The organism is Kocuria cellulosilytica (assembly GCF_040981245.1).
Lineage (GTDB): Bacteria > Actinomycetota > Actinomycetes > Actinomycetales > Micrococcaceae > Kocuria > Kocuria cellulosilytica.
The window spans coordinates 101,945-122,741 of the sequence record NZ_JAVFWZ010000002.1 but is presented as its reverse complement, the minus strand read 5'-3'; the positions used below and the strand labels follow the sequence as shown (position 1 = coordinate 122,741).

The following is a 20,797-nucleotide window of genomic DNA, read 5'->3' as shown; positions in this document are numbered from 1 at the left end:
TCCGCACCGGCCGATCTCCCGTGACGGTTCTGGTCGCGCGGCGTCGGCACGACCTTTCACCTGCCTCTGACCAGGGCTTACGATGTGCGCGGGGGACGGGGGTCCGGTGCTGTCGTCGAGGCGTGCGCGCCTGCGAGCCGGACGGGACGTTTCCGGAGCTCTTTCTTCGCTCTGTCCTCCCGAACGCCCGCGACCACCACGGAGTACAGACATGACGCGTCCTGCCCACGCCCCCTCGCACGGCCCCACCGGCGGATCGGAGACCTCCCGCGACGACGTCCTCCTCGACGCCGCCCACTCCGGGGACGCCGAGGCCTTCCGGGCGCTGCGGGAGCGGTACCACGGCACGGCCCTCGCCGTGGCGCGGTCGCGGACCGGCAGCGAGGAGGAGTCCGAGCGCCTCGCCGCGGCGGCCTTCGAGCGGATCGAGCAGATCGTCCGCGAGGGCGGCGGACCGCGCGCCTTCCTCGGCGCCTTCGTCGTGTGGATGGTCGGGCGGGAGGCCGACGGCGGCACGCGGCCGGTCGCGCTGCCGGACGACCCCTCCGACCCGGCTTCACTGGTCCGGGTCTTCAGCGGACTGCCCGCCGAGTGGCAGGGCCTCCTCTGGCGCACCGAAGTGCTGGGCCACAGCCCCCGCCGGGCCGCGGCGGCCCTGGGGCTCGGTGCGGTCGCGTCCGCCGGCCTGCACCGCGACATGGTCCGGGGGCTCCGCGGGCTCTACGCCCGGGCGGCCTCGGAGCGTGCGGCGGGGCAGGACTGCGCGGAGTTCTCCGGGGAGCTCGCCCACTTCGTCCGGGGCACCCGCGGGCAGCGGAGCCGGCACGACGTCAAGGCCCACCTGGGCGGGTGCGCCCGCTGCACCGCCGAGTACCTGAGCCGTCAGGACGTCGGGACGGGTCTGCGCACGTGGACGCTCCCCGTGCTGGCCGGCCTGCCGCTGTGGGGCACCGAGGCCCTCGAGCTCGCCACCGTCGTCGCCGGGGCCGGCGATGCCGCGGCGGCAGATGCCGGCACGGGCGCCGCCGGGACAGGCGCGGGAACCGCCACCGTCGCCGGGGCAGGAGCGGCCGGGGCGGGCGCCGCCGGTGCCCGCCCGGACGAGGCGCCGGGCACCTCGGCGTGGTCCGGCCGCAGGACGAAGGTCCTCCTCGGCGTCGGTGCCCTGGCGACCGCCGTGGCCGTCGCCGCGGTAGGGGTCTCCGGCGGCGGGGACCCCGTGCCCGCCGCGGACGGCGTGGCCGCCGAACAGGCGCCGCGCACCGCCCAGGACCTCGAGCGCTCGAGCGCGGAGGACGCGGCGGCCCGGGACGCACGGACCGACGACGACGAGGCCGGTGACTCCGGGCCGGAGCGTGAGCCGGGCTCGGTCGAGGCGGGGGAGCCCGGGGCCGGTCCGCTCGACGTCCCGGCCGGAGCGCCGGAGGCCGCCGCCCTGGTCGCCGCGGCCGACCGCGGCACCGGCGAGGCGGGCACCGCAGCGTCGGAGGCCGGCGGCGACGCCGCGGCCGCCACGGGCCCCTCGGCGGGGGACCGGGCGCCCCTCCCGGAAGCCGTCGGGGAGCGCTCGGCGCCCGGGCGCGACGGGGCCCGGGCCGCGGAGGCCCCGGCTCCCGGCGCCGCGGCCGTGGGCGGCTCCGCCCAGGACCCGGGCGCCCAGGACCCGGGCGCCCGGGTCTCGGCCGCCGAGGACTCGCCGGCCGGCGCGCCGTCGGCGCGCCGGTCGGAGGCGCCCTCGGCCGCTCCCGCTCCGGCGCGGAAGGCGGCCGCTCCGGCGCCGGCCCCTTCGGTGAGCTCCCTGCCGACCGTGGAGGCCAGCCCCGCGCCGCTCAGGGCTCCGGCGCCCCCGGCCCGGACGACCGCACCGCCGAGCGACCCGGCGCGCCCGGGGACCGCTCCCCGGGCCGGCCATCGGCACGCGCACGCGGAGACCGGCGCCCGCGGAGGGCACCACGACGAGCGCAAGCGGGGGCACCGCGAGCGGAGCTGGGACGACGACCGGCGCGAGGGCCGGGGCGAGGCCGGCCGTCAGGGCCGGGACCAGCACCGGGGGCAGCACGGCCGGTCCGGCGGCGACGACCGGGAACGGGGCCGCTCGCCCCGCTGAGCGCAGGTCCCCGCCGGCGCCCCGGCATCCTCCCGGGGCCAGTGTTACGAACGGGAACGGGCCGTGACGGGCCGCCGTGCCGCCCTCCGCCGCGGCGCTCTACCATGGGACCGGGGGACCGGGGGGTCCACAGTCAGGAATCGTGCGCCGTCGGCGTGCGCGTCGTCATCGTGATCGTCGGGGCCGCGTCCCCGCGGTGCCGCTCCCGGGTCGCCCGCACCGCAAGGTGACCGAGCGTTCCCGAGACCCACGGAGATCCCATGACGCGCACGACCGAGCCGCTCGCCCAGGGGCGCACGCCGCGCACCGACGAGGAGCTGCTCGCCGCGGTGCGGGCGCAGCGCCCCGACGCCTTCCCGGACCTCCGGGACCGGCACTGGCACACCGCCGTGGTCGTGGCCCGCCTCCACACGCCGAGCCGTCAGGACGCGGAGCAGCTGGCGGGCACGGCCTTCGACCAGGTCCTCGCCGAGCTCGACGAGGGGGCCGGCGGCGAGGACGGGCCGGGCGTCTTCCTGCGGGCACGGCTCGTCGCCGTCGTCGGCCGGGCCGGCGCGGAGCAGGAGCACGCGGCCGAGAGCGTCACGGGCGTCTATCTCGGCCTCCCGGCGTCCTGGCAGGCGGTGCTGTGGCACCTCGAGATCGAGGCCCTCGAGCTCGAGCGGACGGCTGCGGTGCTCGGGCTGAGCCCGGCCGCCACCACCGCGCTGCACCTCGAGGCGCGCGCCGGGCTGCGGGCCGCCTACCGCCAGGCCCGGCAGGACCTCCCCGCCCTCCCCGGCTGCGCCGACTGCGCGGCCGATCTCGGCGCCTTCGCCGACGGCGGCCTGCCCGCCGAGCGGGCGCAGGCCGTGCGGTCCCACCTCGACGAGTGCCCTCGCTGCACCGCCGACCACCTCTATCTGCAGGACACCGAAGCGGGCCTGCGCGGCTGGCTGCTGCCCGTGCTCGCCGGCGTGCCGCTGTGGGACACCCGGACCGACGAGCTCGTGGAGCTGATCCGGACCGCGGGACGGATGAGCGCCGGACGCCTGGGCGCGGCTCCGGGCACCGACGTGGCCGGTGGAGCCCTCGCCGCCGTCCACGTCTCCCGGCGGGGCCGGAAGGTGCTGCTCGGCGCCGGCGCCCTGGCGGCCGCCGCGGCGCTCGCCGGAGTGGCCGCGACGGGCTCCGGGGGTCTCGGCGACGGGACGACGCAGGCCGCGGGGGACACCGGCGGCGCCGGCGGCACAGCCTCCTCAGCGCCCGCCACGACCTCGGGGGCCGACGACGGCGCGGCCGCCGCGGCACGGGCCCCCGGTGCCGCGGTGCCGGGGCGTGCCGGCACGATGCTGTCCCTGCCGACCGCCGAACCGTCGCCCGGACCCCTGACCGAGGCCGCGGCCGAGGCGCGCACCGCGCGCGCGAGCAGCGGCACGATCATCACGGCCGCCGCGGCGGAGGGACCGGCCGCAGAGGGAGCCGAGGACGGCGCCCGCTTCGGCACGCAGGCGGAGCCCCGGACGCCGCGGAGCGCCCCGGACGACGACCGTGCGCCGCGTTCCGCGACGCCGGGCGCAGAGCGCCCGGAGGCAGGGTCCCCGGGGACGGCGTCCCCGGACGGCGGCGGCACATCCGCCGCCGGAGGAGGCGCCGGCGCCCCGGTCCCGCCCGCGGACGCCGGCGACACCCCGACCGGGGACCCTCCCGAGGAGCAGCCGCCGGCCCCTGGCACGCCTGCGCCCGAGGAGCCCGCAGCAGAGACTCCCGCGCCGGAGCCGGCGGTGCCCGGAACTCCGGCTCCCGAGGACCCGGTCACCGAGGCCCCGGCTCCTGTGGACCCGGCGACCGGGGCTCCGGCTCCCGCGGACCCGGCGACCGGGGCCCCGGCTCCTGCCGACCCGGTGAGCGAGGCCCCTGCGTCCGTGGCCCCGGCTCCGGTCGCACCGGCGACCGGAGCACCCGCGCCCGGCACCCCGGTGCCGGAGGCGCCCGGGTCCGAGGCTCCGGCCGCCCCGGCGACCGGGGCTCCGGCGGCCGGAGCGCCCGCGCCCGGCACCACGACCCCGGCCACCGGGGCGACCGGGGCAGCCGACCCGGCGCCGGGAAGCTGATCGCGGACCGTTCCGGGACGGAGCAGGAGGATGCCCCGGGCACGCTGGGAGATCCCTGCGCGTCCCCCGGGACGGGAAGACGGACGCCGCCCGCGAGGTTGTGCTCAGCGGAAGACCCACTCCCCCTGACGAAGGAGCCGCAGCCGCGATGCACCACCACAACAACGGACTCAAGACCGTCCTGCTCCTCGGCGGCTTGTGGGCGGTGCTGCTGGCCATCGGGTGGTTCGTGGCGAGCGGTACGGGCAGCAGCGTCTTCATCTGGGTCTTCGCCCTGATCGGCCTGGCGTCCACGGCGTACAGCTACTGGAACAGCGACAAGCTCGCACTGCGCTCCATGCGGGCCATCCCGGTCACCGAGCAGCAGGCGCCGGGGTACTACCGCATCGTGCGGGAGCTGTCCCAGCGGGCGAACCAGCCGATGCCCCGCTTGTTCATCGCGCCGACGATGAGCCCCAACGCCTTCGCCACCGGGCGGAACCCGGAGAACTCCGCGGTCTGTGTGACGGAGGGCATCCTCCAGATGCTCGACGAGCGCGAGCTGCGGGGCGTGCTCGGCCACGAGCTGATGCACGTCTACAACCGGGACATCCTCACGTCCTCGATCGCCGCCGCCGTGGCCGGCATCATCACCTCGGCCGCGCAGTTCCTCCAGTTCACGGCCATCTTCGGCGGCGGCCGGGACGGTGACCGCGGCAACCCCCTCGTCGGGCTGCTCCTGGCCTTCCTGGCGCCCCTCGCCGCGACCGTCATCCAGCTCGCGGTCTCGCGCACCCGCGAGTACGACGCCGACGAGGACGGCGCGCAGCTCACGGGGGACCCGCTGGCCCTGGCCTCCGCCCTGCGGAAGATCGAGATGGGCACGAACGCCCGGCCGCTGGACCCCGCCGACCAGAAGCTCGTCAACACCTCGCACCTGATGATCGCCAACCCGTTCCGGGGCGGCGCGGCGAGCCTGTTCCGCACCCACCCGCCGACCGCGGACCGGGTGGCACGGCTCGAGGGCATGGCGGGGATCGGCCGCCGCTGACCTCGCCCGGCAGGACCGCCCGGCATGGGGTGATCGGCCCATGCCGGGCGGCCGGCCCCTGCGGCATCCTCCCGATGCGACCCGGACCGCCGGCTTCCTAGCCTGGTGCTGTCCCAGCAGGTCCACGGAGGTCCCGGTCATGAACGCGCAGCACATCGAAACGCTCATCATCGGCGCCGGCCAGGCCGGCCTCGCCACGGGGAGCTCCTTGAAGCAGCTCGGCCGGCCGTTCCTGATCGTGGACGCCGAGGCCCGGGTGGGGGGACCAATGGCGGCACCAGTGGGACAGCCTCCGGCTCTACACCCCGGCCAAGTACGACGGGCTGCCCGGCCTGCCCTTCCCGCAGGACCCCTGGTCCTATCCGGGCAAGGACGATGTCGCCGCCTACCTCGAGAGCTTCGCCCTCCACCGGGACCTGCCCGTGCGCACGAGCACCACCGTCGACGCCGTGCGGGCCCGCCCGGGCGGTGGCTACGCGGTGGACCTGGGCGCACGCACGGTTCCACGGGGCCCCGATGCTGCGGGTGAAGCAGGAGGACCTGCGGGAGCGCGGGGTGGAACGGCTCACGGAGCCGGTCACCGGGGTCGCGGACGGCCTGCCCGTCGAGGGGGACCGGCGGGTGGACGTGCAGAACGTGGTCTGGTGCACCGGCTTCGGGCAGCGGTTCGGCTGGATCCCCCTGGACGTGTTCCAGGAGGACGAATGGCCCCGGGAGTTCCGCGGAGTCATGGAGGATGCCCCGGGCACGCCGCGCGGCCTCACGGACCGGGAGGTCGAGGTCCTGCGGCGGGTGGCGACCGGCCGGACCAATCCGGAGATCGCCGCGGAGCTGTTCCTGAGCGAGAAGACGGTCTCCCGCCACCTGTCCAACATCTTCACCGAGCTCGACGTGCCCACGCGCACCGCGGCCGCCGCGTTCGCGTACGAGCACGGACTCGTCCGAGCCGCGTCGCGAGGACCGGTGCACCGCCGGGGCGTGACGGCGGAGCGAGCCGAGGAGTCCGGCGGACCCGGGCCGTCCCCGTCCGTGCCGGGGTGAACGGACCGGCACCACCGGGTGAACCCCCGGTGAACGGGTAACGTAACGGTACTAGTCGTCAACGGGCCCGGGAACGGGAGGGATGTCAAGGGTGTTCGGCGAGCACGCGCGCATCCGGAACGCGAGGTGTTGCCATGTCCGGCCGGACTCTTCAGCTGATCCGACGGGTCGGAGCCGTCGGGGGACGCCTCCTGGTCTACGTCCTGATCTGGGCGGGACTCGCGCTGCTGATCGCCGCCGCCGGCATCCGATTCTTCTGGGGCGAGATCTCCGTGGGACAGATGCTCCTGAACCTCGTCTCCGTGGAGATCGACGGCGGGGGCGGACCCATCGTCTGGATGGGCATCCTGGGGGTCGGCGTCCTGCCCCTGCTCATCACCGCAGGGATCGCCCTGTGGCAGCACGCCCGGCGCCGGCGGCGCCGCATCGGCGGCGACCGGCGTCCGCGCCGCTCGCGGTGGGCCGTGCGCACCGTCTCCACCGCCCTGGTCGCCGCGGTGGTCGTCGGCGGCACCACGGCCTTCGCCACCACGGTGGGAGTGGCGGACTACATCAGGGCCGGGAACTCCGAGTACGACCTCGGCGACCACTACGTGGAGCCGACCGTCACCGGCGACGAGCAGAAGCGGAACCTGGTGCTGATCTACCTCGAGTCCGGCGAGGCCACTCTCGCGAACGACGAGCACTTCGAGAAGGACGCGTTCGCCCCGCTGAAGGCGGTGACCCGGGCCTCGGACGGCTGGCAGAGCGTGGCGGACTTCCAGCAGTACGAGGGCGGAGGCTGGACCATGGCCGGTCTCACCTCGACACAGTGCGGCGTCCCGCTGAAGGGCATCGGCTCCGCCGCCGGCAGCGGCGCCCTCAACGATCTCGGCGGCGACGTCGACACCTACCTGCGGGGAATTCCCTGCCTGGGCGACGTCCTGGAGGAGCACGGCTACACCAGCGTCTTCCTGGGCGGCGCCAACGCCTCCTTCGCCGCGAAGGACGCCTTCCTGCGCACCCACGGCTACTCGGAGATCAAGGACCTCTCCGACTGGCGCGCCGCCGGCGAACCGGAGCGGAACTTCCGCGGCGACTGGGGCCTGAGCGACGGACGCCTCATGGCCCACGCGGCGGACGAGGTCGACGCGCTGCACGCCGAGGCGGAGCGGACCGGGCGGCCGTTCAACCTCTCCGTGCTGACGCTGGACACCCACGAGCCGGTGCACGTCTACGACTACTGCGACGTGGACACCCGGGACGAGGTCACCTCCGTGTTCGCCTGTTCCATGGCCCAGGTCGCCGGTTTCGTGGACCACATGGAGGAGAAGGGCTATCTCGAGGACACCGCCGTGGTGATCATGGGCGACCACCTCAAGCACATGAGCGCCGGGGACGCCTTCCACGAGCAGCTGGACCACCACGGCAACCGCACCATCTTCAACCGGATCCGGGTTCCGGGCGCGGACGCGAGCAGCGCGCTGCGCCCCCGGGCGGACCAGCTGAACATGTACCCCACGATCCTGGAGGCCGCCGGCCTGACCCTGGCGGACCACGAGGCCGGACTGGGCGTGTCCGCCTTCACGTCGGAGATCCCGGAGGGCTCGGCGCAGGCCCTGGAGCCGGACGCCTACGCCGAGCTGCTGGACTCGCGGTCCTCCCGGTTCTACGCGGGGGCGTGGGTCGGCGAGGTCGCCGCCCCGTAGCCCCGTCCGGTCCGCGCGGCCGTGGCGTGCCCGCCGGGGCGGGTCAGCGGTAGTTGATGAACTGCAGGTCCACCTCGAGCTCCGAGCCCTTGAGGAGCGTGATGACGTCCTGCAGGTCGTCGCGGGACTTCGAGGACACCCGGAGCTCGTCGCCCTGGATGGTGGCCTTCACGCCCTTGGGGCCCTCGTCGCGGATGAGCTTGGTGATCTTCTTCGCCTGGTCCTGGGCGATGCCCTCCTTGACGGAGGCCTCGATCCGGTACTCCTTGCCGGAGGCGAAGGGCTCCCCGGCGTCGAGGGACTTCAGGGAGATGCCGCGCTTGACCAGCTTCGACTGGAAGACGTCGAGGACCGCGTTGACGCGCTCCTCGGAGTTCGCCTTCATGAGGATCTTCTCGCCGGAGAAGTCGATCTCGGCGCCCACGCCCTTGAAGTCGTAGCGCTGCGCGATCTCCTTCTGGGCCTGGTTCAGGGCGTTGGACACCTCCTGCTTGTCGACCTTGCTGACGACGTCGAACGAGGAATCGCTGGCCATGCTGCCTCCTGTGCTGTGGCGGTGGACGGGCGGGGCGTGCGGCCCGTGGGGCTGTGCTCCAGCCTACCGGGCGGTCCCGTCACCGTTTCGTGACCTGCGCCCAAGGAACTGTTCAGGTCGGTCTCCCAGGATGGCGGCATGAGCACACCTCTGGGCCACGACGACGTGGTGCCGGCACCGGGCCGGTCCCGGCGCGGCGGTGCCGTGGCGGCCACCGCGCTGGCGGCGGTCCTGCTGATGGGCATCGGGCTGGGCCCGGCGGCGGCCGGCGGCGAGGCGGAGCCCCCGCCGCGCCCCGGCTCGGGGGTCGCGGCGCCCGAGCGGATCGACTTCGAGACGGCGCAGCGGCTGCTCGGCGTGGCCCAGGACCTCGCGGAGGCCGTGACCCACGGAGAGATCACCACCGAGCAGGCCGAGAAGTTCCTCCGGCAGGTCTGCGAGCGGCTCGCGTCCTGACCCGGTCCCGGCAATTTCGCATCGCGGCGGATGTTCTGTACTGTTGAAGTGCTCCCGATCGCGGGAGCAGCCACCACCGGTCCGGACGGACCGGCGGCAGCACCCCGGCAGATTACCCGAGCGGCCAAAGGGGGCTGACTGTAAATCAGCTGGCAATGCCTACGGGGGTTCGAATCCCTCATCTGCCACGAGCGTCACGACGAAGGCCCCGGTCCCCGGACCGGGGCCTTCGTCGTTGCCGCCCGCGACCGGCCGAGCGGTCCCTCGTCGCCGGGACGCGGGACGCCGTTGCGGCCGCCGCGGGCGCCACGGGGCCCGGGCCGCCTTCCCGCCGAGGGAGCCCGTGCCGACCCGACATCCCGGCTCCGGACCCCCGATGCGGGGACACGCGGAAGAGGTCGGCGCGCCGTTCCAGCCTTAACAATTGCTAAGAACATGAATATCCTTGTAGCTTGAGGCGACAGCATCATCCGGCCACGTGCCAGCACACCCCGAGCCGGCACGTCGGGACCCCCTACACCGGATGACGAGCAGCACGACCGACCCCGCAGCGCTCCCCCGGTGGACCACATCGAGGACGCCGGGACGGGCCGTGCCGCCCGCTGGTACCCCAGGGGCAGGCCCGGGGTTCTGAATGACTTGAGGAGACAGACCGAAATGACTGCTGTGAAGAAGTGGGTGGCCGCGGGTTCGTCGGCTGCCGTCCTGGCCGGTGGCTTGTTCCTGGGCGCCCCCGCCGCCCACGCCGACACCTGCGTGGCCCCCGCCGCGAGCACCACGGTGAGCAACCTGGTCACCGCGGCCGACCACCTCTACGACACGGGCACGCACTTCAACTCGCTCGTCACGGACCCGGCGGTCCTGAGCCAGCTCCAGACCCAGCAGGCCGTGCTGGAGGACGCCATCGTCAACGACGCCACCATGGACCGCGCCCGGGCCGCCTGGACCGAGATCCTGCGCCTGCAGGAGTCCTACGCCGCGTCGACCGACGACCCCGCCGTGGACGAGGCCTACGCGGCCAGCTCCGCGGCCGCCGCCGGCTTCCAGACCGCCGCCACGGAGGCCCGCGCGGAGGGTGAGGTCTTCATGGAGGACGGCGCCGACCTCGTGGCGCTGTTCCAGAACAACTGCGAGGTCCTGGGCACCGGGACCGGCGGGGACGGGACCGGCTCCGGCGACTGGAGCGACTCGGACGACTGGGCCGGCGCCGACTCCGGTTCCGGCGTGAACCAGGGCATCAACATGCAGACCGCCGAGGAGGGCGGGCTCAGCACGGGTGTGCTGGCCGGCCTGCTGGCCGCCGGTGCTGCCGTGTCCGGGGCCGTGGCCCTCCGGGTGCGCCGCGGGCGCGCCTGACCGACCACCGCTGACCGCCCTGGTGCCGCGCTCGCGCGGCACCAGGGCGCCGCCACATCCCGCACCGACTCCTCGAGGACCGCAAGATGCACGCACCCGGGCCGAAGGCCGCTCCGCGCCGTGGCGCGGGCACGCGCTGGGCCGCCGCCGGCGGTCTCGGGGCCGTGGCCGCCGTCTCCGCGGTGCTGCTGACGGACCCCTGGGGAGCGGAGGGCCACGAGGCCGGCCCCCCGGCCGCGACGGCGACCACCCCGGCGGCGACCGCCCCGGCGGCGCCCGGCACCGGGACGGCCGCGCCCGCGCCGTCCCCCGCGGACACCGCCGACCGGCCGGCGGCCGCGGCGCCCGTGCGGCTGGCGGTCGAGGACGCCCGGTTCGACGTTTCCGTCCTGCCGCTGACGCCCAGCGAGCAGGAGCTGGCCTCCGAGCTGCTGGTCCCGCCGGACACCCTGGACGGCTACTGGCTCACCCCCTACGGCATGCCGGGCGAAGACTCGGAGAACACCACGTACATCACCGGCCACAGCTGGGAGGACCGGGACGCCCCCTTCAACCGGCTGAGCGACCCCGGCCTGGTGGGCAGCGAGATCGTGCTGGAGACCGGGACCGGGACCCTGGAGTACGTGGTGGACTCCGTGGTCACCCACGACAAGAACACCTTGAAGGACAGCGACATCTGGCGGATCGTGCCGGACCGGCTGGTCATCGTCAGCTGCTACACCGAGGACCTGTGGGGCAAGAACGTCGTGCTCACGGCGTCCCCCGCGCAGGGCTGAGACCCGCCGCGGGCCTCAGCCCAGGACGGCGCGCACCCGGGGCGCCACCTCGGCGCCGAGGAGCGTGATCGACTCCAGCGCCAGGTGGTGCGGGATCCCGCCCGCGTCCATCCGCAGCAGCAGGCGCTCGTGGCCGATCGCGCGCTGCCGCGCCACGATCTTGGTGACGACCTCGTCCACGTCCCCCACCACGAGGGTCCCCTCGGGACCGCACTCCCGGTCGTACTCCTTCCGGGACCAGCGGGGATCGTCCGGGCGGACCGGCCCGTGGCTGCGGGCCCCCGCGGCGAAGCAGGGGTGGCTGAGCTCCCGGGCCTGCGCCGGGGTGCGCGCCACGAAGCCCGGCACGCTGAGGCTCACGGGGGTCCGGACGTCCCGGCCGGACGCCTCGAGGGCCCGCCGGTAGGCGGCGACGACGGGCACGGCCCCGGCGAACGGGCCGTGCGTGCGCAGCAGGGCGAGAGGCAGCCCCAGGGCCGCGGCGCGGGACACGGAGGCCGGAGTGCCGGTGGTGCCCAGCCAGATCGGCAGGCACGGCTGCAGCGGGCGGGGCCTGAGGTCGAGGTCCACGCCGTGCTGCGGGAGCGGGCCGGCCAGGGTCACGGGATCCGTCTCGCGCACCCGGAGCAGCTGGCGCAGCTTCTCCTCGAACACGGTGTCGTGGTCGTCCTGCGCCAGGCCCAGGGCCTGCCGCACGGCCCGGGAGGCGCCGCGGCCCACGATCAGCTCCGCCCGGCCGCCCGAGATGTTGTCCAGCATGGCGATCTGCTCGTAGAGCCGCACGGGGTCCCCGGCCGTGAGCACGGAGACGGCGGTGGTGAGCCGCAGGAGGTGGGTGCGGCCGGCGATCGCGGACAGCAGCACCACGGGGGAGGCGGCCACCACGTCCGTGCCGTGGTTCTCCCCGACGCCCATCACGGTGAGCCCGGCGCGCTCCGCGGCCTCGGCCTGCTCGATGAGGTCCCGCAGGCGCTGACGGCTGTCGGGGCGGGCGCCCGTGACGGGGTCCGGGACCACCTCGCCCAGGGAGAAGATGCCGATCTCGAAGTTCATGGCGCACCTCGGCGTGCACGGGGCGTGCCTCCGGTCCGGAAGCCCGGCCCGGGAGACCGGACCGGACGCCCAGTCTAGTGCGGGCGCGCGGCCCCGGTCTTGAGCCGGCAGTGAAATCCTGTGCTCTCGGGCGGCCCGGCCTCTACGCTGGAGGGCATGGCTACTGTTGACATCACCCAGGACACCCTGGGCCAGACCATTGCCGAGAACGACATCGTCCTGCTCGACTGGTGGGCCGACTGGTGCGGGCCCTGCAAGCAGTTCGCGCCGACCTACGAGGCCGCCTCCGAGAAGCACGAGGACATCGTCTTCGGGAAGGTCGACACGGAGGAGCAGCAGATGCTCGCCGCGTCGGCTCAGATCTCGTCGATCCCCACCCTCATGGCCTTCCGCGAGGGCATCCTCGTGTTCTCCCAGCCGGGCGCCCTGCCCGCGTCCGCCCTCGACCAGGTCATCGACGCCGTCAAGGGCCTCGACATGGAGGAGGTCCGCGCCGAGGTCGCCAAGCAGTCCCAGGACGCGCCCAACGCCTGACCGCAGCACCGCACCCGCACGACCGCGCCGGGCCCCGCCTCCTCGGAGGCGGGGCCCGGCGCGGTCGTGTCCGGCCGGAGCGGCTCAGGCGACGCCGGCGACCCCGAACAGCGAGCCGAGCGCGAAGGTCGCCAGCAGGGCCAGCGCCCCGCCCACCACCACGCGCAGCACCGCGCGGCCCCGCTGCGGGGTGTCCCCGAGACGGGCCCCCAGCCAGCCGGTGAGCGCGAGGGCCGCGAGCACGGCGACGAAGGTCACGGGGATCCGCCAGGCCTCGGGCGGCAGCAGGATCGCGAGCATCGGCAGCAGCGCGCCGACGAGGAAGGCCAGCGCGGAGGCGACCGCCGCGCCCCACGGGCTGACGATGTCCTCCTCGTCGATGTTGAGCTCCGCGTCGAGGTGCGCGGCCAGTGCGTCGTGCTCGGTGAGCTCCACCGCCACCTGCCGGGCCGTCCCGGCGGAGAGCCCCTTGGTCTCGTAGATCTCGGCGAGCTCCCGGAGCTCGGCCTCGGGCATGTCGATGAGCTCCTGCTTCTCCTTCTCGATGAGGGCCCGGTGGGAGTCCGCCTGGCTGGACACCGAGACGTACTCGCCCTGGGCCATCGACAGGGCCCCGCCGACCAGGGCGGCGCCCCCGGCCAGGAGGATCGCGCTGGAGCTCGTCGTGGCGCCGGCCACGCCGACCACGACCGCGGCGACGGAGACGATGCCGTCGTTGGCGCCCAGGACCCCGGCCCGCAGCTTGTTCATCCGCTCGGTGTAGCCCGCACCGTGCGGCTCCTCGATCACGTGTTCGGTCGTCATGGCCCCATTCAACGCCCGCGGGCCCCGTCCTGCCAGGAAGGACAGGATGTCCTCACCGGCGCCGGTGGTCCTCCGGGTGCAGGCGCGGGGCGAAGGAGGGCTTGCGGAAGCCGGAGGCCCGCAGCAGGCGCACCACCCGCTGCCGGTCGCCCCGCCACGGCTCCAGCAGCTCGAGCATCCGGCGGTCGTCGCCGGGGCGCCGGTCGAAGAACCAGCACACCGTGTCCGCGAGGTGGAAGTCGAAGACGCTGACCGAGTCCGGGTCCCCGTGCGTGCACTGCACGATCTCCGCGACCGTCCACGGCCCCAGCCCGGGGATCGAGCGCAGCCCCCGGTGCAGCTCGGCGTCCAGCGGGGCCCGGCCCAGGCGCTCGAGCGCGGCGGCCCGTCCGGCCACGCGCCGCACGGTGGCGGCCCGGGCGCCGTCGACCCCCGCCCGGTGCCACTCCCACACGGGCACCCGGCCCCAGGCCTCGGCGGTCGGGGCGATCCGCATCCCCTCCGGCGCCGGCCCCGGCGCGGGCTCGCCGTGGCGCCGCACGAGCTGCCGGTGGGCGGCCACGGCCTCGCGCACGGTGACGCGCTGCTCCAGCACCGAGAGCACGGCGCGGTCCAGCACCCGGCCGGTGGCGGGCAGCCGCAGGCCCGGGTGGTGGTGCCGGGCGGCGACCAGCCGGTGCGGCAGGGCACGGAAGGCGTCCGAGGCCTCGAACCGGTCCCACGCGTCCTCGGACCCCGCCCAGCGCGGGGCCTCACCGAGGAACTCCTCGGCCCCCGGGCCCCACGCGCGCACGAGCACGGGCCGCTGCAGAGGACGGCCGCCGCCGGTGCGGGAGAAGCGGGCCGTGACCGGGCCCGCCGCGGTCCGGGCGGTGACCCACACGACGTCGGGAGCCGCGACCCGGACCAGCGGATCGGCGCTGCCGCGGCTCAGCACGCCGAGCGTCTGGCCCAGGTGCAGGGCCCCCTCCGGGTCCCACACGAGCTCGGCGTCCGCCGGCAGGGCCGGGCGGCGGCCTGCGGACTGGGGAGCGGTGACGGACATGAGACCATGATGGCAGTCCTGTCCGACGGCGCCGCGCCGGTCCGGGCGGGCCGCCCAGCCACCGAGGAGGCCATGCCCGCCACCGCGCTCCGGCGCCCCGCAGCCCCCACTCCGCCGCCGGCCCCCCTGACCGGGCGGGCCCGGCTGGTGCCGCTGGGCGTGGGACTCCTGGTGCTCGTCCTGTACCTGTGGTGGTCCCTGCTCCAGTGGCACCGGTGGGAGGTCCCGTCCTGGGACCTGGGGATCTTCACCCAGCTCGCCAAGTCCTACGCCGCCGGGGACGGCCCGCTCGTGCACATCAAGGGCCACGGCGCCAACCTGCTCGGCGACCACTTCCACCCGATCCTGGTGCTGCTGGGGCCGGTCTACGCCCTGTTCCCCTCCGCGCTGACCCTGCTCGTGGTCCAGGACCTGCTCGTGGCGGTCTCCGCGTGGGCACTGACCCGGTTCGCCGTGCGGGCCCTGGGCGCGGCCCCCGGTGCGGCCCTGGGCCTCGCCTACGGGCTGAGCTTCGGTCTCCAGGCCGCCGTCTCGGTGCAGTTCCACGAGGTGGCCTTCGCGCTGCCGCTGCTGGTCCTCGCCCTCGGGTCCCTGGTCGAGCGGCGGTGGACCGCGGCCGCGCTGTGGGCCGCGCCGGTCGCGTTCGTCAAGGAGGACCTGGGCGTCACGGTCGCGGTCCTCGGCCTGGTGCTCGCCGGGCGCGCGCACCGCGAGGCGGGCGGGGACCGCCGCCCGGTGCTGCTCGGGCTCGGGCTCGCCGTGTGGGGCGCGGCCTGGTCCGTGCTCGCCGTGGCCGTGGTGCTGCCCGCCCTCAGCCCGGACGGGCGGTTCGCGTACGCGGACCGGCTGGACCTCGCGGCGGCGGCCGCCGACCCCGTCGGGGCGCTCGTGTCCCTGGTGGTGCCGGGCCAGAAGGCGCTCACCTGGCTGACCGTGCTGGCCGTGGGCGCGGTGGTGGTGGTGCGCTCGCCGCTGGCGCTCGTGGCGCTGCCCACGCTGGTCTGGCGGATGCTCTCGCCCGACCACGGCTACTGGGGCACGGGGTGGCACTACAGCGCCGTGCTCATGCCCATCGTGCTCGTCGCGCTGCTCGACGCCGTGCTGCGCCTGCGCGGCGGACGGCTCCGGCGGCTCGGCCGGGCCGCGCCGGCACTGGCGCTCGTCGTCGCGCTCCTGCTGGTCCCGGGACGCCCGCTGGCCGACCTCGTGGACCCCGCCGCCTACCGGCCGGACCCCCGGGCGGAGGCCAAGGCGGCGGTCGTCGCGGCCGTCCCCGAGGGGGCGAGCGTGGCCACGGACCTGACCCTGCTGCACCACCTCGTGCCCCGCGCCCAGGTGCACTGGCTGGGCAACGGGGGCGACCCGGCCCCGGAGTACGTGGTGGTGGACCGGCTGGGCACCGCGTGGGGCGGGAACCCGCCGGGGGACGTGGCCGACTGGTCCCGGCAGCGCTACGGCGCCGGCTACGCGGTGGTGCGTGACGAGAAGCACCTCGTGGTGGTGCGCCGCCGGGACTGACCGTGCCGCCGGGTGCGCTAGACTGGTCGGACCGAATCCGGTCACTCCCTCACTTTCTCGTGCAACGCGGTGCCATGACGCGCACCGTGTTCGGCCGCGGCCCGCGCCGCGCCGTGTCCGACGCTCCCGTTCCGAACGGGGCTCCAAGTGGTTGGCAGGGACGTCCGGACACCACGACCGTGGCCGACGCCCCCGGACCTGCTCCCGGGCCGCCACCTGCACAGATACGAGGCACTTCTCCATGACCGTCGACACCCCCGGCACCTCCGGCACCGCCGAGGAGCACACCACCACCTTCGCCGAGCTCGGCATCGACTCCCGGGTGCTCGCCACCCTCGACGAGGTCGGCTACGAGAACCCCACGCCCATCCAGGCCGCCACCATCCCGGTGCTGCTGCAGGGCCAGGACGTGGTGGGCCTGGCCCAGACCGGCACCGGCAAGACCGCGGCCTTCGCCGTTCCCGCGCTGTCCCGGCTCGCCGAGCTCTCCGACGTGCACGGCGTCTCCCGGGACACCCAGGTCCTGGTGCTCGCCCCGACCCGCGAGCTGGCCCTCCAGGTCGGGGAGGCGTTCTCCTCCTACGCCACCCACCTCGAGGACTTCACCGTCCTGCCGGTCTACGGCGGCTCCCCCTACGGCCCGCAGCTGGCCGGGCTGCGCCGCGGCGCCCAGGTCGTGGTCGGCACGCCCGGCCGCGTGATCGACCACCTCAAGAAGGGGTCCCTGGACCTGTCCCACCTGCAGTACGTGGTCCTCGACGAGGCCGACGAGATGCTGCGCATGGGCTTCGCCGAGGACGTCGAGCAGATCCTCTCGCAGACCCCGGTCGAGAAGCAGGTCGCGCTGTTCTCCGCGACCATGCCCCCGGCCATCCGCAAGATCGCCAAGAAGTACCTGCGGGACCCGCAGGAGATCGCCGTCAAGGGCAAGACCACCACGGGCACCAACACCCGGCAGCGGTACCTGCAGGTCATGGGCTCGCACAAGATGGAGGCCATGACCCGGATCCTCGAGGTCGGGGACTACGACGGCGTCATCGTCTTCGTGCGGACCAAGGCCGCCACCGAGGAGGTCGCCGACCGGCTCAAGGCCCGCGGCTACGCGGCCGCGGCCATCAACGGCGACATCCCGCAGAACATGCGCGAGCGCACCGTCGAGGCCCTGCGCGAGGGCAAGATCGACGTCCTCGTGGCCACGGACGTCGCGGCCCGCGGGCTCGACGTCGAGCGGATCTCCCTCGTGGTCAACTACGACATCCCGCACGACACCGAGTCCTACGTGCACCGGATCGGCCGCACCGGCCGCGCCGGGCGCTCCGGCGAGGCGATCCTGTTCATGACGCCGCGGGAGAAGTACCTGCTGCGGGCCATCGAGAAGGCAACACGCCAGCCGGTGGAGCTCATGCGCATGCCCTCCACGGAGGACGTGAACCAGACCCGCAAGGACAAGTTCGCCCAGCAGATCACGGACACCATCGAGTCCGAGGACCTCGCGCAGTTCCGCGAGCTCGTGGAGCAGTACCAGGCCGAGCACGACGTCGACGCGGTGGAGATCGCCGCCGCGATCGCCGTGATGGCCCAGGACGGCCGGCCCTTCTTCGTGGAGGAGCTGCCCGAGCCGGTGCAGCGCACCCGCGACCGGGACCGGCCGGGACGGGACGGCGACGACCGCCCGCGCCGCGAGCCGCGCACCGAGAAGGGCATGGCCACCTACCGGATGTCGGTGGGGCACCGGCACCGCGTCTCGCCGGGCTCCGTGGTCGGGGCCCTCACCAACGAGGGCGGCCTGAGCGGCGAGCAGATCGGCGCGATCGACATCCGCTCGACCCACACCCTCGTGGGCCTGCCCGAGAACCTGCCCGCCTCGACGCTGGACCGGCTCTCCCGCACCCGGATCAACGGGGAGCTCATCCAGCTCGAGGCCGACCGCGGCCCCGGCGGCGGCGGCCGGTCCCGTCCGCGCAGCACCTCGTCCTCCTACCAGGACCGCCCCCGCCGCGGCGGCGGCGCCCGGGGCGACGACTCCCGCGGCGGCTACCAGGGCAAGCGCCCGGGCTTCTCCGGCGGCGACCGCGACGGCGACAAGCCGTTCCGCAAGCCGCGGCACAAGAAGTACTGAGCCCGGGGGCAGGACCCCCGCGCCGCAGGGAGGGGACGGGCCGCACGGCCCGTCCCCTCCCTGCGTCTGCCGCCCACGGCCCGGTGACCATCGCACGGGGCCGTGCCGCGTCCAGGAGCTCCGGGCCCGGGTCCGGGACCGCGCGGGGGCCGGAGCGGCCGGGCCCCTCCCACGGGGGCCGGCGGACGGTGCGTCAGGGCTCGTCGGCGCCGTCCTGGCCCTCGCCGCCGTGCTGACCGCCCTCGGACCCGTCCTGCTCGTCGTGGTCGAGCAGGTCCGAGGCCTGCGGGATCCGCGGGGGTCTCCGGTCGTCGAGGAGTTCGTTGACGGCGTGGGCGAGGAGGTCCCGCTGCAGGGCCGGCAGGGTGAGGGAGTGGTGCAGGAAGGCCTCGATCTCCAGCTCCCCGGCCTCACCGCCGATGCTGAAGTAGTGCACCCACAGCCGGCCCGGGTCGATCCCGGTCGCCTCGAGGGCCTGGCGCACCAGGTCGGCCTGCGTCCGTCCCGCAGCGTCGTCGTCCATCGCCGCCCGCTCCTCAGCGTGTGGGGTCCGTGGCCCGCTCCGCGATCCGGCGGGCGATCTGCGCCAGCGGCCGGCGCTGCTGCCGGGAGGCCTCGATCAGCAGCCGGCGGGCGGACTCGTGGTCGGTGGCGTGGCGTTCCATCAGCATCCCGGTGGCGGTCTCCACCGCGGTTCGGTCCGCCAGGGCCTGCTGCATCGAGGCGCTGAGCCGCTGCGGGGCGTCGCTGCCCTGGGCCGCGCCCAGCAGGGTGCCGGCGGCGGAGGCCAGCAGCAGCAGCTGGCGCTCGGCCCGGTCGCCGAAGGCCCCTGCGGTGGTGGCGTAGATCTTCATCGCGCCCAGGCGGCGCTCCCGGTAGAGCACCGGGGCGCTGAGCACCGAGCCGATCCCGGTCGCGGCCGCCGCCCGGGACCACTCCGGCCACCGGGCGTCGGTGGCGGTGTCCTCGAGGCGCTGGAGGGACTCGGTGGCCCAGGCGCTCAGGCACGGGCCCTGGCCGAGCTCGTACTGGGCGGCGTCGGCGGACTCCACCGACGGGTCCGTGGCCGCGACCGTCGTCCTGCGCCCGGTGTCGTCGAGCAGGGAGACCCCGGCCCCGGCGGCGGAGCCGATCAGGTCCTGGGCGGCACGGGCCAGCTGCGTCGCGGCGGCCTCGGCCGACTCCTGGCTCAGCAGCATCCCCTGGATGCGGGCGAAGACCGTGGTCAGGTCGGCGGTCGTGGCAGTGGTCGTGGAAGTGGTCGGGGGCTCCATCGGGACTCCCCGGTCGGTCGGGTGGACACGGGCCGCCACAGGACGCGACGCCCCGGGGAGGCCACCCCGGGCAGGGCGGCCGGCTGTCCTGGGCCGCCTCTGGCTCCTCAGCTTACGCCGGGACGGCCCACCGCGCCGGACGTGGCCGCGGGCGCCCCGGAGGGCGGAGCCGTGGTGGTGCGGGGACGCGGTGCCTCGGGGGCGCGTCCCACGGCCGGCAGCACGGCGAGGACGCCGAGGACGCCGGCCACGGTGAAGGCGAGGACCGGGGTGGTCGAGCTCAGCAGGACTCCCAGCACCACCGAGCCGATCGCCTGACCGACGGCCAGGGCGATGAACAGCACGGCGGTGCCCTCGGCGGCACGGTCGGGAACGAGTCGCGCGGCCCAGACGATGAGGACACCGCACACGGCGGTGTAGCCGGCGCCGAACACGGCCGCGGAGACGTACGCGGCAGCGGGGGCACCCGGTGCCGCGCCGAGGACGACGGTGGCGGCGGCCACGGCCACCGTGGTCAGGTTCCACGCGGTCCGCAGGGTCCAGGTCTGGACGATCCGCCCGGCCGCGGCGCCCAGCACGCCGAACGCGCCCAGGACCATCCAGGCGACGACGGAGTACGTCTCCTCGCCCGCGCGGGAGTCGACCATGACCGTGCGGCCGAACGTCCAGATCGCGGCGCTCGAGGCGCCGGCCAGCGCCGCCGCGGCGACGGGCCGGAGCAGGCGTGCCGCGTACGGGGTCCGCGCCGGCGGGTCCGTGCGCCGGGCCCGGTGCGCGGACCTGTCGGCACGGAGCGTGGCGACGGTGGCCAGGGCCACCAGACCGGCGATGGCCGCCCAGCCCAGACGCCACTGGCCGACCGTGAGGAGCATGAGGACTCCCGCGACCACGATGCCCGCTCCGGTGCCGGCGTTGACGAACGTCTGGGCCCGCTCCTGGCGCGCCGGGGCGAGATTGCGCTCGACGAGCGCGACGAGGCCGGGTGTGGCGAAGCCGCCTCCGGCACCGGCGAGGACCACGCTCGCCGCGAGGACGCTCCCGTGGGGGGGGCCGCCGCGACCCCTGCCGATCCCAGGGCGGCCGTCGCCCCGGCGCACAGGACGACCAGGCGCGGGCGGGCGCTCAGGCGGGAGGCGAGCACCGCGGCGAGGCAGAAGGAGAGGAAGCTGCCGGCCTGGATCAGCCCCGAGACGACCGGGCCGATCTGGAAGGCCTCCATGAAGCGGGGCAGGAAGAGCCCGTACCCGAAGCGCGCCAGCCCGTAGGTCGCCGCGATCAGAGCCGTGCCGCTGACCACCAGAGCGCGCATCGCCCCCCTTCCCGAGAACCCGAACCAGAACGATCGCTACGATACACCAAAACGACCGT

General features: G+C 75.3%; 19 protein-coding genes and 1 tRNA gene. 13 read left to right on the top strand and 7 right to left on the bottom strand.

Going from position 1 to position 20,797, the window contains the following annotated elements; translation table 11 throughout:
* Window positions 1–211 precede the first annotated feature (211 nt).
* From RCG67_RS03150 to RCG67_RS03125, 6 genes are all read left to right on the top strand, one after another.
* On the top strand, window positions 212–2,107 hold the full coding sequence (locus RCG67_RS03150) for a hypothetical protein (protein WP_368824798.1): 1,896 nt from the start codon (window positions 212–214) through the stop codon (window positions 2,105–2,107).
* 260 nt (window positions 2,108–2,367) lie between these two features.
* A complete protein-coding gene (locus RCG67_RS03145) occupies window positions 2,368–4,200 on the top strand; it encodes a zf-HC2 domain-containing protein (RefSeq protein WP_368824797.1) in 1,833 nt (610 codons plus the stop codon).
* Between the two features lie 148 nt (window positions 4,201–4,348).
* A complete protein-coding gene (gene htpX, locus RCG67_RS03140) occupies window positions 4,349–5,230 on the top strand; it encodes a zinc metalloprotease HtpX (RefSeq protein WP_058872467.1) in 882 nt (293 codons plus the stop codon).
* A 40-nt stretch (window positions 5,231–5,270) separates the two neighbouring features.
* Window positions 5,271–5,759, top strand: a complete 489-nt coding sequence (locus RCG67_RS03135) for an NAD(P)-binding protein (protein ID WP_368824796.1) — start codon at window positions 5,271–5,273, stop codon at window positions 5,757–5,759.
* Window positions 5,747–6,271, top strand: a complete 525-nt coding sequence (locus tag RCG67_RS03130) for a response regulator transcription factor (protein WP_368824795.1) — start codon at window positions 5,747–5,749, stop codon at window positions 6,269–6,271. The genes RCG67_RS03135 and RCG67_RS03130 overlap by 13 nt, the downstream gene beginning before the upstream one ends.
* Before the next feature lie 134 nt (window positions 6,272–6,405).
* The gene (locus RCG67_RS03125) at window positions 6,406–7,959 is read left to right on the top strand and encodes an LTA synthase family protein (RefSeq protein WP_368824794.1); all 1,554 of its coding nucleotides are present in this window, start codon (window positions 6,406–6,408) and stop codon (window positions 7,957–7,959) included.
* Between the two features lie 43 nt (window positions 7,960–8,002).
* On the opposite strand, the gene RCG67_RS03120 is transcribed toward RCG67_RS03125, so the two are convergent.
* A complete protein-coding gene (locus RCG67_RS03120) occupies window positions 8,003–8,494 on the bottom strand; it encodes a YajQ family cyclic di-GMP-binding protein (RefSeq protein ID WP_368807831.1) in 492 nt (163 codons plus the stop codon).
* Between the two features lie 138 nt (window positions 8,495–8,632).
* Between RCG67_RS03120 and RCG67_RS03115 the strand changes: the two genes are divergently transcribed.
* The 4 genes from RCG67_RS03115 (at window position 8,633) to RCG67_RS03100 (ending at window position 11,082) form a co-directional block, all read left to right on the top strand.
* Window positions 8,633–8,950 (top strand): hypothetical protein, encoded by a 318-nt coding sequence (locus RCG67_RS03115; RefSeq protein ID WP_368824793.1) that lies wholly within the window; start codon window positions 8,633–8,635, stop codon window positions 8,948–8,950.
* Between the two features lie 106 nt (window positions 8,951–9,056).
* A tRNA-Tyr gene (locus RCG67_RS03110) sits at window positions 9,057–9,138 on the top strand.
* 469 nt (window positions 9,139–9,607) lie between these two features.
* Window positions 9,608–10,306: a hypothetical protein gene (locus RCG67_RS03105; protein ID WP_368824792.1), complete on the top strand. Its 699-nt coding sequence runs from the start codon at window positions 9,608–9,610 to the stop codon at window positions 10,304–10,306.
* 86 nt (window positions 10,307–10,392) lie between these two features.
* On the top strand, window positions 10,393–11,082 hold the full coding sequence (locus RCG67_RS03100; protein ID WP_368824791.1) for a class F sortase: 690 nt from the start codon (window positions 10,393–10,395) through the stop codon (window positions 11,080–11,082).
* Window positions 11,083–11,097: 15 nt separating this feature from the next.
* Here the strand turns inward: RCG67_RS03100 and RCG67_RS03095 are convergent, their stop codons facing one another.
* Complete coding sequence (locus RCG67_RS03095) at window positions 11,098–12,135, bottom strand: LLM class flavin-dependent oxidoreductase (RefSeq protein ID WP_368824790.1); 1,038 nt, start codon at window positions 12,133–12,135, stop codon at window positions 11,098–11,100.
* 156 nt (window positions 12,136–12,291) lie between these two features.
* Here RCG67_RS03095 and RCG67_RS03090 point away from each other — a divergent pair, with 156 nt between their 5' ends.
* Window positions 12,292–12,669 (top strand): thioredoxin family protein, encoded by a 378-nt coding sequence (locus tag RCG67_RS03090; RefSeq protein WP_368824789.1) that lies wholly within the window; start codon window positions 12,292–12,294, stop codon window positions 12,667–12,669.
* A gap of 84 nt (window positions 12,670–12,753) precedes the next feature.
* Here the strand turns inward: RCG67_RS03090 and RCG67_RS03085 are convergent, their stop codons facing one another.
* Both RCG67_RS03085 and RCG67_RS03080 read right to left on the bottom strand, forming a co-directional pair.
* A complete protein-coding gene (locus tag RCG67_RS03085; protein ID WP_368824788.1) occupies window positions 12,754–13,473 on the bottom strand; it encodes a VIT1/CCC1 transporter family protein in 720 nt (239 codons plus the stop codon).
* A gap of 52 nt (window positions 13,474–13,525) precedes the next feature.
* Window positions 13,526–14,518 carry a DNA-3-methyladenine glycosylase family protein gene (locus tag RCG67_RS03080; protein WP_368824787.1) on the bottom strand — a complete coding sequence of 331 codons (993 nt, stop codon included), beginning with the start codon at window positions 14,516–14,518 and terminating at the stop codon, window positions 13,526–13,528.
* A gap of 9 nt (window positions 14,519–14,527) precedes the next feature.
* On the opposite strand from RCG67_RS03080, the gene RCG67_RS03075 reads away from it, so the two are divergent.
* On the top strand, window positions 14,528–16,036 hold the full coding sequence (locus tag RCG67_RS03075; RefSeq protein ID WP_368824786.1) for a DUF2079 domain-containing protein: 1,509 nt from the start codon (window positions 14,528–14,530) through the stop codon (window positions 16,034–16,036).
* A 241-nt stretch (window positions 16,037–16,277) separates the two neighbouring features.
* A complete protein-coding gene (locus RCG67_RS03070; protein ID WP_368824785.1) occupies window positions 16,278–18,155 on the top strand; it encodes a DEAD/DEAH box helicase in 1,878 nt (625 codons plus the stop codon).
* A gap of 193 nt (window positions 18,156–18,348) precedes the next feature.
* On the opposite strand, the gene RCG67_RS03065 is transcribed toward RCG67_RS03070, so the two are convergent.
* From RCG67_RS03065 to RCG67_RS03055, 3 genes are all read right to left on the bottom strand, one after another.
* Window positions 18,349–18,678, bottom strand: coding sequence for a hypothetical protein (locus tag RCG67_RS03065; protein ID WP_368824784.1), 330 nt, complete (start codon window positions 18,676–18,678; stop codon window positions 18,349–18,351).
* Between the two features lie 13 nt (window positions 18,679–18,691).
* A complete protein-coding gene (locus RCG67_RS03060) occupies window positions 18,692–19,429 on the bottom strand; it encodes a GAF domain-containing protein (RefSeq protein ID WP_368824783.1) in 738 nt (245 codons plus the stop codon).
* A 107-nt stretch (window positions 19,430–19,536) separates the two neighbouring features.
* Window positions 19,537–20,448: an MFS transporter gene (locus RCG67_RS03055; RefSeq protein ID WP_368824782.1), complete on the bottom strand. Its 912-nt coding sequence runs from the start codon at window positions 20,446–20,448 to the stop codon at window positions 19,537–19,539.
* Between the last annotated feature and the right edge of the window lie 349 nt (window positions 20,449–20,797).

Excerpts from the sequence above, each read along its gene's own strand:
- RCG67_RS03150 (WP_368824798.1), top strand. The coding sequence starts at position 212 with ATGACGCGTCCTGCCCACGCCCCCTCGCACGGCCCCACCGGCGGATCG.
- RCG67_RS03075 (WP_368824786.1), top strand. The coding sequence starts at position 14,528 with ATGGCAGTCCTGTCCGACGGCGCCGCGCCGGTCCGGGCGGGCCGCCCA.
- RCG67_RS03070 (WP_368824785.1), top strand. The coding sequence starts at position 16,278 with ATGACCGTCGACACCCCCGGCACCTCCGGCACCGCCGAGGAGCACACC.
- RCG67_RS03060 (WP_368824783.1), bottom strand. The coding sequence starts at position 19,429 with ATGGAGCCCCCGACCACTTCCACGACCACTGCCACGACCGCCGACCTG.
- RCG67_RS03135 (WP_368824796.1), top strand. The coding sequence starts at position 5,271 with ATGCCGGGCGGCCGGCCCCTGCGGCATCCTCCCGATGCGACCCGGACC.
- RCG67_RS03085 (WP_368824788.1), bottom strand. The coding sequence starts at position 13,473 with ATGACGACCGAACACGTGATCGAGGAGCCGCACGGTGCGGGCTACACC.
- RCG67_RS03125 (WP_368824794.1), top strand. The coding sequence starts at position 6,406 with ATGTCCGGCCGGACTCTTCAGCTGATCCGACGGGTCGGAGCCGTCGGG.
- RCG67_RS03100 (WP_368824791.1), top strand. The coding sequence starts at position 10,393 with ATGCACGCACCCGGGCCGAAGGCCGCTCCGCGCCGTGGCGCGGGCACG.
- htpX (WP_058872467.1), top strand. The coding sequence starts at position 4,349 with ATGCACCACCACAACAACGGACTCAAGACCGTCCTGCTCCTCGGCGGC.
- RCG67_RS03115 (WP_368824793.1), top strand. The coding sequence starts at position 8,633 with ATGAGCACACCTCTGGGCCACGACGACGTGGTGCCGGCACCGGGCCGG.
- RCG67_RS03120 (WP_368807831.1), bottom strand. The coding sequence starts at position 8,494 with ATGGCCAGCGATTCCTCGTTCGACGTCGTCAGCAAGGTCGACAAGCAG.
- RCG67_RS03145 (WP_368824797.1), top strand. The coding sequence starts at position 2,368 with ATGACGCGCACGACCGAGCCGCTCGCCCAGGGGCGCACGCCGCGCACC.
- RCG67_RS03065 (WP_368824784.1), bottom strand. The coding sequence starts at position 18,678 with ATGGACGACGACGCTGCGGGACGGACGCAGGCCGACCTGGTGCGCCAG.
- RCG67_RS03080 (WP_368824787.1), bottom strand. The coding sequence starts at position 14,518 with ATGTCCGTCACCGCTCCCCAGTCCGCAGGCCGCCGCCCGGCCCTGCCG.
- RCG67_RS03095 (WP_368824790.1), bottom strand. The coding sequence starts at position 12,135 with ATGAACTTCGAGATCGGCATCTTCTCCCTGGGCGAGGTGGTCCCGGAC.
- RCG67_RS03090 (WP_368824789.1), top strand. The coding sequence starts at position 12,292 with ATGGCTACTGTTGACATCACCCAGGACACCCTGGGCCAGACCATTGCC.
- RCG67_RS03130 (WP_368824795.1), top strand. The coding sequence starts at position 5,747 with ATGCTGCGGGTGAAGCAGGAGGACCTGCGGGAGCGCGGGGTGGAACGG.
- RCG67_RS03105 (WP_368824792.1), top strand. The coding sequence starts at position 9,608 with ATGACTGCTGTGAAGAAGTGGGTGGCCGCGGGTTCGTCGGCTGCCGTC.